The organism is Vibrio sp. 10N.261.45.E2 (genome assembly GCF_002875705.1).
Taxonomy (GTDB): Bacteria; Pseudomonadota; Gammaproteobacteria; order Enterobacterales; family Vibrionaceae; genus Vibrio.
Genome location: NZ_MCZZ01000133.1, coordinates 59,492 through 70,116, shown reverse-complemented (window position 1 = coordinate 70,116; position 10,625 = coordinate 59,492). Strand labels below are relative to the sequence as shown.

Sequence of the window (10,625 nt, the reverse complement as noted above, 5' to 3'; positions counted from 1 at the left end):
GATTTGTGTATAAGAGACAGACCTAATGGCAGCCTTTCAATGTTTATCTAGTGAGTAATTGGATTACTAAGCTAGTTGAGCTTTAAGGTGCTCGATAACCGTGTCCATCGCGATAGCTTCTTTATCACCAGTGCGACGGTTTTTGTATTCGAAGTTACCTTCGTCCATGCTGCGATCGCCGATAACGATTGTGTGAGGGATACCCACTAGCTCGATATCTTTGAACATAACACCTGGGCGTTCTTTACGGTCATCGAATAGTACTTCGATACCCATAGCTGTTAATTCAGCGTATAGCTTCTCAGCTGCTTCTTTAACGCGCTCAGATTTATGCATGTTCATTGGTACGATAGCAACCTGGAACGGTGCTAGTGCGTCTGGCCAAGTGATACCGAATTTATCGTGGTTTTGCTCGATAGCTGATGCAACAACACGTGAAACACCGATACCGTAACAACCCATCTCTAGGATTACGCTCTTACCATCAGGACCAAGCACGTTACAGTTCATCGCTTTAGAATAAGTGTTGCCTAGCTGGAAGATGTGACCAACTTCGATACCGCGTTTAAGCTGGATTGTGCCTTGACCACATGGGCTCAAGTCACCTTCAACAACGTTACGTAGGTCTTCAACTTGAGCAAGCTCAACGTCACGACCCCAGTTAATACCGAAGTAGTGCTTACCGTCTACGTTTGCGCCAGCGCCGAAGTCGCTCATTACAGCAACAGAGCGGTCAACGATGAATGGTAGCTCTAGGCCTACAGGGCCAAGTGAACCAGGACCTGCACCAACAAGTGCGCGGATTTCTTCTTCAGAAGCCATCTCTAGCGGAGAAGCAACTTGTGGAAGGTTCTCTGCTTTCACTTCGTTAAGTTCGTGGTCGCCACGGATGATTAGCGCGATGATATCAGCGTCTACTTCATCAGAAGCTTTAACGAATAGAGTTTTAACTGTTTTCTCGATTGCTAGACCGTGTTGCTCTACCAATTCTGCGATAGTTTTCGCGTTTGGTGTATCAACCAGTTCCATCTCTTGAGTTGGTGCTGCGGCATCTTCAGTAGGAGCAAGTGCTTCTGCTTTTTCGATGTTTGCTGCGTAATCAGACTCAGTTGAGAATGCGATTAGGTCTTCGCCGCTTTCAGCCAGAACGTGGAACTCTTGAGAGCCGCTGCCGCCGATTGCGCCAGAGTCTGCCAATACTGGACGGTACTCAAGGCCCATGCGGTCGAATGCTTTACAGTAAGCATCGTGCATCGCTTGGTAAGACTTTTCTAAGCCTTCTTTATCGATATCAAAGCTGTACGCATCCATCATAGAGAATTCACGTGCACGCATTACGCCAAAACGAGGGCGGCGTTCATCACGGAACTTAGTCTGGATTTGGTACAGATTTAGAGGTAGCTGTTTGTAAGAGCTGATCTCGTTACGTACTAGGCTCGTTACCACTTCTTCAGCTGTTGGGCTAAGAACAAACGGACGAGAGTGACGGTCTGTGAAACGAAGTAGCTCAGGGCCCATCTTTTCAGAACGGCCAGTCTCTTCCCAAAGCTCAAACGGTTGAACTACGGGCATCAAGATTTCAACGGCACCTGCATTATCGATCTCTTGGCGAACGATATTTTCGACTTTACGCAGTACACGTAGACCAGTAGGTAGCCAAGTATATAAACCTGAAGCTAGCTTACGGATCATACCTGCACGTAGCATCAGCTGGTGGCTGATAACTTCTGCGTCGTTTGGAGTCTCTTTCAAAGTAGAAAGAAGGTAGTTACTGGTACGCATTCTATGGTATCCGTTTCATCATTGATAAAAGAAAATTTGCTGTCGTTCGTGACCACAGCAAATCTGATATAGCCGTATATAATATCAGCCTATTTGGGATCTCAAAAGCGTTCAATGTCAGTTACATTGATGAAAAGTGTTTCAACAACGAATTTCACGTTAAGATCGAACAAATTTACCGCATATTCTTTATTGTCTGGCTTGCCTTTCTTATAGGCAGGACGAGGATCTTGGCCTAATACTTCTTTGATCACCTGAATGATATGGCGAGCTTGTGGGTGGCTTGCGAGTTTACTTTGCGCTTGCTGCGAAAAGTTAACGTCGAGCACCTCTGGTTCGTCAGCGGCAAACCCTCCCAATGCATCGGGAATCGAATCTGAATAGGGGATATAAGGTTTGATGTCGATGACCGGTGTGCCGTCGACTAAGTCGACGCTGCCTAGATCCAACCAAGTCTGCCCTTTCTCTTGAGATACACCTTTCAATTCAACCGCGGACATGCCAATTCCATTCGGTCTGAATGTGGCACGGGACGCGAATACACCAATGCGCTCATTTCCGCCAAGGCGAGGTGGCCTCACGGTTGGTTTCCAGCCCGCTTCAAGGTTCTTGTCGAACAGAAATAGTAACCAAACATGGCTAAATTGTTCAATATCACGAACAGACTCAAGGCAGTTTGCTGCGTTAGTCAACCTGACTCTTGAGGTGGATGTGGGTACCAACCTAGGCTGCCTTGGCACAGCGAACTTCTCTTTATAAGGAGATTCAATAAAGCCAACAGGTTCAATGGTGTACATAGTTGGGTGTTCTCTGATTACGATTAAGACGGAAAAATATCATAAAATCGCTTGTTTTTCTTTTGATAATAATTATCATTTGATATGTTATAACGTATCAAAATTAATTGTTTAGGGAAAATCCAATGAAACCGAATATCCATCCTGATTACCGTCCCGTGGTTTTTCATGACACCAGTGTCGATGAGTACTTCTTAATCGGATCAACGCTTAAAACAGACCGCACTATCGAATGGGAAGACGGCAATACTTATCCTTACTTCACAATTGAAGTGTCGTCAAAGTCACATCCTTTCTATACGGGTAAACAACGAGTGCTACATAAAGAGGGACGTGTTGCCAACTTCACTCGTCGTTTTGGTCAATTAGGTAAGGGAGCGAAATAGAATGAAAGTTGTGAAATCACTGAAAAGTGCGAAGAGCCGCCACCCGGATTGCCAGATAGTAAAGCGCAGAGGTCGTCACTATGTTATCTGCAAAACTAACCCGAGATTCAAAGCGGTTCAGAAATAGTCAGTCAAATTGATGTGACGCGAGTGTAAAAACGAGGGGAAAGTCAAACTTCATTCATTTGTCTGTTTTTCTTTTCCCTCGAGAAGAACCAGGCAAAATATAGCGCATCAACTTAACGTATGTCGTGTTTTATTTTTAAATGAATCAATGGGTTATATCGTTAGTTATATTTGTAGTGAATGTGTATTTGTGAATTATAAATCTATATTTTGTGTTTAATGTAGATTTATTTGCTAATTATTTGTTCAAATAGAGTTAAAAATCGTCGTTTATTACACATTTTGTAACATTTTGAATTTCTAATTGATAATTTTGTCGCGTACCCTTCGCTGGCAATTTGAACATTTTTGTCACAATTGCATAGGAATCACTACAAGGAGGGAACTGATGAGTTCATCAGCTTCAATAAAAAACAACTCGCCAAAGAAACCTATTTTTACCCGTTTTCTCGATGGTGTTGAATATTTGGGGAACCTATTACCCCACCCGATCACTCTTTTCGCAATCTTCTGTGTCGCTATTCTAGTTACTTCAGGTATCGCAGGATATTTTGAAGTGTCTGTTATGGACCCTCGTCCAGAAGGTGCTCCAGGTCGTGCTGCTGACGGCATGATCTACGTTGTAAGCTTACTTAATGCTGAAGGCTTACAGCTCATTGTTACTAATCTAGTTAAAAACTTTGTTGGCTTTGCGCCATTAGGTACCGTGCTTGTTGCAATGCTAGGTGTAGCGATTGCTGAACACTCAGGTCTATTATCAGCGGCGATGCGTGGCATGGTAATGGGCGCATCTAAGCGTATGGTTACGGTAACCGTAGTTTTTGCCGGTATTATCTCTAACACGGCTTCAGAGCTAGGTTATGTAGTACTTATCCCTCTTGCAGCAATGCTTTTCCACTCTTTGGGTCGTCACCCATTAGCGGGTCTAGCGGCAGCATTTGCTGGTGTATCTGGTGGTTACTCTGCAAACCTTCTAATCGGTACGGTTGACCCGCTGCTTTCTGGTATTACAGAAACAGCAGCACAAATGATCGATCCGACTTACAGCGTCGGTCCTGAATCAAACTGGTACTTCATGTTTGTTTCGACTTTCTTCATTGCGATTACAGGTGCATTTGTAACTGAGAAGATTGTTGAGCCAAAACTGGGTAAATACAACGATGAAGAAGCATCTGAAGATTTATCAAATGATTCGATGGGCAAACTAACAGACGTTGAGAAGAAAGGCCTTAAGCTTGCGGGTATCGCAGTGCTAGCGGTTTCAGCGCTTCTTGCTTGGACTATTGTTCCAGCTGACGGTGTTCTACGTTCAGCCGCAGGTACGGTTTCAGGTTCTCCATTCCTGAAAAGTATCGTAGCGTTCATCTTCGTATTCTTCGCAGTTCCTGGTTTCGTTTACGGTAAAGTTACCGGCACAATGAAAACAGACCGAGATGTTATCGATGCAATGTCTAAGTCTATGTCTTCAATGGGCATGTACATCGTACTTGTGTTCTTTGCTGCTCAGTTTGTTGCTTTCTTCAAGTGGACTAACTTCGGTCAAGTATTCGCAGTTGCAGGTGCTACTTTCCTACAAGATATCGGCCTAACGGGTCCAATGTTGTTCTTCGCATTCATCCTAATGTGTGGCTTCATTAACTTAATGATAGGTTCAGCTTCTGCTCAGTGGGCAGTAACAGCACCAATCTTCGTTCCAATGCTAATGCTAGTAGGCTACGCACCAGAAACGATTCAAGCGGCTTACCGTATCGGTGATTCAACAACGAACATTATTACGCCAATGATGAGCTACTTCGGTCTTATCCTTGCGGTAGCGACGCGTTACATGAAGAACCTAGGTATCGGTACTCTGATTGCAACTATGCTTCCATACTCAATCGTATTCTTGGTGGGTTGGAGCTTAATGTTCTACGTTTGGGTATTCGTGTTTGGTCTACCAGTAGGCCCAGGTGCTGCAACGTACTACACGCCATAGAATCTAATCATTGTTTTATGATTACACCGAAAGCCTGCACATTGTGCGGGCTTTTTCTTTATTGGAAGATAGCGGTTACAAGCCCGCAAAACGGTAGGTTAACCCAATCTCCAGCGACCACCCTACATCCCTTTGGATGAGAGGGCTGTTCGAGTCGTGATGAGTCAATTCCATTTTGCTAATACCAATCCAACGTGGTGTATATTCATAGAGACCAATGAGCCCAGCTTGATAAACAAAGGTAGACCCTGCATCAAACTGATTTAGCCCTGACGCAGAAGACTCGCGGTTAGAAATGCTGTAGAGGTGATTAGATAATTTTCTGTCACGATAATCGACTTCGAGGTAGGGGGTAACAGTTAATGGCTTTGCCCATGTTTCTAACGTTCTGCCTAAGTGGATCTGAACTTCGTAACCGTTATGCTCTGAGGTCACGTCGTGTAAGTAGGTCAGCCTAGCGCCTACTGTACCCAGCGTTATCCCTAGTTCGCCATTGCCATCTCTGTTTTGAATGCCATTGGGTAGGTCAACGAAGGTGTCTGATACCTCAGCGAATCGCCAGTTTCCAGATAGCCCGACAAAAGGCAGCAGTTGCCAGTTTGCTAAGCTGCCATCAATAAAGCCTTTAGGATCAGAATAGAAGAGGTTGGGTGTCGCACCAAGTTGAGGACCACTCTTGGTAGAAAAAACACTTTCACCGTAGGTGAGACTACCGCCAACGATGCCGTATTCTTGATTGGCGAAGGAAAGTTGGGTACTTCCTAAAATAATGGACAGTGCTAAGGTGATGCGACGAACCATAATCAATACTCCGTTATTGTAATAAATATCAAGAACGGAGTATGTCGATTAAAATTTCATCTGGGCTATTGCGACTAGGAGATGGCTTTGAACTATCTCTTAATAAGAAACGTCTAGGTTAGCGTTTTGCTAACAAGCGATCGAGGTGGTTTGCGAACTCACGACGGTCGGTTTGAGAAAGGGTGCTTGGTCCGCCAGTTTGGATACCACTTGAACGCATGGTTTCCATAAAATCACGAATGTTGAGACGCGCTTTAATGGTTTCTTTGGTGTAAAGCTCGCCGCGAGAGCTTAGAGCTAGCGCGCCTTTGGTGATCACTTCGTCAGCCAGAGGGATGTCTGAAGTAATGACAAGGTCGCCTTGCTCTGTTCGTTTTACTATTTCGTTGTCGGCAATATCGAAGCCGCTTGGTACTTGAATCGAGTGGATGTTCACTCGTTTTGGTACAGGAACAACGTGGTTTGCGATAAAGGTACATTCAACACCTGTTCGCTCAGCTGCGCGTACGATGGTTTCTCGGATAACCTTGGGACAAGCGTCCGCATCAACCCATATCTTCATAGTGTTCTATTTCTCTGTTAGCTTATTTATCGGTTAACTTATTACTCAGTCAATTTGGCTTCAAGTGTGGCAACACGAGCGGTAAGTTCTAGGATTTGCTTTTCCAGTTGGCTAACACGGTCTAGTGCTGGCTCTTCTTGCGTCGCGACTTCAACTTTAGGGACGCGATTCGCACTTTTCCAGCTCTTGATGGTTGTGATTAAAGCAGGCATTGGAACCGATGTACTCATGCGAGCTTTCACTAACGCAACGGTCGGCTCTTTACCTTGCGCTTGCAGTCCTTCAAGCACCGATTTCAACTCTTCAGAAACATCTTTTGTCAGCATGTTGACCTCCATTTTTAGTCTTTGCTCATTTTACTCGCTCCAGTGGATGATAGCGAATCATAAAACATCCCATAGCTTGTGAGAGATCTCTTACAAAGGCTGTGAGATAACACGAATAGTTGTCTAGAGAGATTGATATGCATACAGTTAAGATGTTGAATTTTAATTGTTTTATATAATTAACAACTCAGTTGAATTCAAAATGTGATGCAAATCTATTGTCCAAAATCTTAAATCGCGTAAATTAAACCTTGTCGGAAGGATTCTGACACGGAACAGGAAAGCACCAAGGATTTGGTTATCTTCAGGATGAAGATTTGGTTACTTAGGATTGAGTGATCAAGCATGGAGCGTAAGGACATTGTAGGGATACAGTCAGTTAACAGGAAGTTAGCTGCAACGGAATGACAATGGACACCTTTAGGATTAAAGGGTTGGATTAGCATCAGGACGATGTAAAGGACACCGCTCACGGAACAAGTGATGTGCGCTAACTAGGATTGTTAGCTTTCAGGATGATTGGACACCGCTAGGACGGCGAAGTAAAGGAAAGAGCTGAAGGATTACAGCCACTATTATGGATGATGCATGGAGCATTAATTAGTAGCCGGACTGCTGCGAGTAAGACCCTAGCCCTGACACTTCGGTGTCGGGGCTTTTCTTTTCTTGAAGCTTTCTCTATCTAGGGGCTTTTTTAATCGAGAGCTTTTCATCTAAGAGCGCGACATCTGCTTTTCTGCTAATGGTCAACACAAGGAGTGTTTTATGACGATAGCAACCTCAAGAACGCTGTTGGTACCTTATACTGAACAGCTAGAACTCGACTTTATCAAGTTACACTGCTGCCCCATTAATCGTGCTGAAATGAATGGGCCTCACTCTGTTGCCTCTGCAAAGCATCTTTTTCAAGAAATACTACAAGACAACGTCGGCTTCTGCCGTGCGATCATTCACAACCAAACCCGTGAATATCTTGGGCATGTCTTTGTTTCATCTGAAAAGGGTAAGCATGAACTTGGCTTTATTTTGGATAAAGAATACTGGAATCAAGGCTTTGCTAGCGAGGTGCTAAAACCTTTCTTTAGCTTGGCGTGCTTTGAAGAGCGCCTATCGAATGTTGTCGCGACTGTGAATGTAGGCCACAACCCATCCATTAAGTTATTAGAAAAATTAGGCTTTGCGTTTAAAGAGACCAAACAAGATCAGTTTGGCCCTTATCATGAATATCGTTATACCCAGTATTGCGACGTTACATTCTATGAGGCTGTAGCTCAAACCGCATAGAGCGGAAGCCTACCATGGTCAGTTTGCCTTGGTACCGGTCATCGCCTAACGCCGAAAACTCAAATTGGTACACAGTATGCCAGCGCCAAATCGTGGTTAACTCATGGCGCATCTTAAGCTTATGACCACTGAAAGCGACACTCAACAATTGTAAGTCCAGCTCTTTACACTTTCTCGCAATGGCAGCCTTCGCAAGCTCTGATTGCCTGCGCTGTTGCCAAAATAGAAAGCAAAAGAAGCACAGAAACAAAATAGCCAATAAGTTATCTATCATTTAATCCATACTTCCTTTTTATCTCTTCATTCCAATTGCGATTGTTGCGCTTTTTAATGAGCTATAGGGTGAATCTCTTTGTGAGCTTATTTAGCTTTAGCCGCTTGTTGCAGTTCAACAAGTGCATTGGCGAGTTCTGGTGATGGGTTTGAGTTCAATAACGGTAAAAATACCATTCTCAGTGTCGGAATCATCACTAAATCTGCAAATAACTGATTGAATAAGTTTTGGTTACCTGTTTGTGCGAGACGCAGCAAGAATTGCTCAGCAATCGCTGGATCTTGCAATGCGTGCCAGCTACGACCAGCCAAACCAATTAATACCTCTTGGTGACTTAAGCGTGGGCTCGCCAGAACTTGGTTAATTACGGCATTCGTTGTGTTTTGCTCTGCACCAGAAAGGGCACGAACCAACGCAGACAGTAAAAACAGATCCGGTTCTTGGCTATTAATCTCGCTTTCAGCCATCTCTTGTAAGCGTTGAGCGAGCTTGTCATTGATTTGCGTGTGCTCAAGCGCTCCTAGTGTTGCGTATAGAGGTTCTGACGGCAGTTTATTCAATGCTTTGCGAATCGCGACACCGTTTTGCTGGCTGCCTAGGCGAGCACACATATCTGTGATGCCTTGAAGACCAACTGTTTTCCAGTTGTCCCAACCTAGATCACCCGTGAAGTAGTGTTGAGCGTGTTCGTAGTATTGGCTCGTCGCCAGCTCTATACCTGCTCTTACTTGGCTATGGAACACGGCCATCTTGTCTTCTGAAGGCTTAAACGTGTATGGGTTGTTAGACAGCTTTTGTTGCTGCTCTTCGCTGATCTCGCCGTTTAGACGTGTGCCCATCGCTTCGATAACAAACTTAAGGAAGTTGCCGACATCCCCTTGATGCAATAGGCCTCTTTCGTCCAGCTTGAACTTTAGGAACCAAATCCAAGGTTGCTTGTGTTCGTTCCAGTAACTAATGGCTAAGTGAGCTTGTTTCTGAAGTGGAAATGGGTACGGCTGTTTCCCTTGCTCAACATCAGAGAATAAGGTGTTGTCGATTTTCTGAATACGACGACCTAGGTCGTAGATATCGTATTGGCAACCGCTATTCTTTAGTAACTGAGTGAGCGTGTGAATCGTTTCCATAGTAATAAAGCTCCTAACTTTCTTTCCTAAATAGATGGTACTCTATGCCCCAATTTCAAGGTCACTAGATAAATAACTTGGTGAAAAATGACAGCTGCCACAAAGTTACCTCCTTTACTTCAACAATTAGAACAACAAATGCGCCAATGTTCGCTGTGGAGTGATGTTCCACCTTCGGACGAAGCTCTGGCCAGTGTTGAGCCTTTCGCGATTGATTCTCTGCAACCTGAAGAATGGTTACAGTGGATCTTCATCGTTAAGATCAACGCAATGATGGATGCACAAATGAGCTTACCAAAGGGCTTTGCGATTCATCCTTACTTTGGTGAAGTATGGAAAAATGAGGCAGACAAGGCCGAACTGCTAGTGACGATTCAGAATATTGATGAGGTATGCGCGTAATGTTAGAGATCATTTATCAAGATGAGTTTTTTGTCGCGGTGAATAAGCCCGCTGGCATGCTAGTGCACCGTTCATGGTTGGATAAACACGAAACGCAATTTGTTATGCAGACATTGCGCGATCAAATTGGTCAACACGTATTCCCACTACATCGTTTAGACAGACCGACATCTGGCGTGCTGGTGTTTGCGTTATCGAGTGAGGTTGCCTCTGAGGTAATGCCAATGTTTGCTAATCATGAGATGCAAAAAACCTATCATGCGATTGTTCGTGGCTGGATAGAAGAGGGCGATACGCTTGATTACGCGCTAAAGGTTGAGTTAGATAAGATCGCAGATAAGTTCGCGAAAGAAGACAAAGAAGCGCAAGAGGCTGTGACGGTTTATGAACCGCTAGCAAAAGTGGAAGTGCCATACTCAATAGGACGTTTTCCAACTAGCCGTTATTGCTTGGTTGAGATGATGCCAAAGACCGGCCGCAAGCATCAATTGCGTCGTCACATGGCTCATCTAAGACACCCAATTGTGGGCGATACTTCACATGGTGATGGTAAACATAACCGATTGTTCCGTGATGATTTAGATTCGCACCGTTTGTTGTTGCATGCTTCTGAGTTACGCTTCATTCATCCTTTTACTAAAGAAGAGTTGGTGATGAAAGCCAACCTCGATGAAACTTGGCTAAGGTTGTTTGAAACCTTTGAGTGGGATACTAACTTAATCGATGCTAAAGCATGTTCGTCTAAGTAAGCATAGAAAGTAGAGTAAAACAAAGGGCTGATAG

General features: G+C 44.2%; 13 protein-coding genes. 6 read left to right on the top strand and 7 right to left on the bottom strand.

The features are described 5' to 3' along the window. Nucleotides 1-66 precede the first annotated feature (66 nt). Both BCT34_RS15925 and tsaA read right to left on the bottom strand, forming a co-directional pair. Complete coding sequence (locus BCT34_RS15925) at nt 67-1,782, bottom strand: proline--tRNA ligase (RefSeq protein WP_017063353.1); 1,716 nt, start codon at nt 1,780-1,782, stop codon at nt 67-69. Between the two features lie 101 nt (nt 1,783-1,883). Next, nucleotides 1,884-2,579, bottom strand: a complete 696-nt coding sequence (gene tsaA / locus BCT34_RS15920) for a tRNA (N6-threonylcarbamoyladenosine(37)-N6)-methyltransferase TrmO (protein ID WP_076656863.1) — start codon at nt 2,577-2,579, stop codon at nt 1,884-1,886. Nucleotides 2,580-2,704: 125 nt separating this feature from the next. Here tsaA and BCT34_RS15915 point away from each other — a divergent pair, with 125 nt between their 5' ends. The 3 genes from BCT34_RS15915 (at nt 2,705) to BCT34_RS15905 (ending at nt 5,066) form a co-directional block, all read left to right on the top strand. Next, nucleotides 2,705-2,965, top strand: a complete 261-nt coding sequence (locus BCT34_RS15915) for a type B 50S ribosomal protein L31 (protein ID WP_009847432.1) — start codon at nt 2,705-2,707, stop codon at nt 2,963-2,965. A gap of 1 nt (nt 2,966) precedes the next feature. Continuing rightward, on the top strand, nt 2,967-3,092 hold the full coding sequence (ykgO, locus tag BCT34_RS15910; protein WP_004734365.1) for a type B 50S ribosomal protein L36: 126 nt from the start codon (nt 2,967-2,969) through the stop codon (nt 3,090-3,092). Between the two features lie 387 nt (nt 3,093-3,479). Next, entirely contained in the window at nt 3,480-5,066 is a 1,587-nt protein-coding gene (locus tag BCT34_RS15905; RefSeq protein WP_048661211.1) for an AbgT family transporter, read from the top strand. A 75-nt stretch (nt 5,067-5,141) separates the two neighbouring features. On the opposite strand, the gene BCT34_RS15900 is transcribed toward BCT34_RS15905, so the two are convergent. The 3 genes from BCT34_RS15900 to BCT34_RS15890 all read right to left on the bottom strand — a co-directional run bounded on the left by BCT34_RS15900 (nt 5,142) and on the right by BCT34_RS15890 (nt 6,755). Then, nucleotides 5,142-5,867: a MipA/OmpV family protein gene (locus BCT34_RS15900; RefSeq protein WP_076656864.1), complete on the bottom strand. Its 726-nt coding sequence runs from the start codon at nt 5,865-5,867 to the stop codon at nt 5,142-5,144. Nucleotides 5,868-5,985: 118 nt separating this feature from the next. Beyond that, nucleotides 5,986-6,429 (bottom strand): YaiI/YqxD family protein, encoded by a 444-nt coding sequence (locus BCT34_RS15895; RefSeq protein ID WP_076656865.1) that lies wholly within the window; start codon nt 6,427-6,429, stop codon nt 5,986-5,988. A 41-nt stretch (nt 6,430-6,470) separates the two neighbouring features. Then, complete coding sequence (locus tag BCT34_RS15890) at nt 6,471-6,755, bottom strand: hypothetical protein (protein WP_017093239.1); 285 nt, start codon at nt 6,753-6,755, stop codon at nt 6,471-6,473. Nucleotides 6,756-7,520: 765 nt separating this feature from the next. Here BCT34_RS15890 and BCT34_RS15885 point away from each other — a divergent pair. Beyond that, nucleotides 7,521-8,039 (top strand): GNAT family N-acetyltransferase, encoded by a 519-nt coding sequence (locus BCT34_RS15885; RefSeq protein WP_076656866.1) that lies wholly within the window; start codon nt 7,521-7,523, stop codon nt 8,037-8,039. Here BCT34_RS15885 and BCT34_RS15880 read toward each other — a convergent pair. Next, nucleotides 8,005-8,313, bottom strand: a complete 309-nt coding sequence (locus BCT34_RS15880) for a DUF3301 domain-containing protein (RefSeq protein WP_076656867.1) — start codon at nt 8,311-8,313, stop codon at nt 8,005-8,007. The two genes, BCT34_RS15885 and BCT34_RS15880, sit on opposite strands and share 35 nt — an antisense overlap. An 86-nt stretch (nt 8,314-8,399) precedes the next feature. Next, complete coding sequence (locus BCT34_RS15875) at nt 8,400-9,440, bottom strand: DUF3549 family protein (RefSeq protein ID WP_076656868.1); 1,041 nt, start codon at nt 9,438-9,440, stop codon at nt 8,400-8,402. Between the two features lie 87 nt (nt 9,441-9,527). On the opposite strand from BCT34_RS15875, the gene BCT34_RS15870 reads away from it, so the two are divergent. Further along, nucleotides 9,528-9,842: a YqcC family protein gene (locus BCT34_RS15870; protein ID WP_076656869.1), complete on the top strand. Its 315-nt coding sequence runs from the start codon at nt 9,528-9,530 to the stop codon at nt 9,840-9,842. After that, nucleotides 9,842-10,591, top strand: a complete 750-nt coding sequence (gene truC, locus BCT34_RS15865; RefSeq protein WP_076656870.1) for a tRNA pseudouridine(65) synthase TruC — start codon at nt 9,842-9,844, stop codon at nt 10,589-10,591. The genes BCT34_RS15870 and truC overlap by 1 nt, the downstream gene beginning before the upstream one ends. The last annotated feature ends 34 nt before the right edge of the window (nt 10,592-10,625 follow it).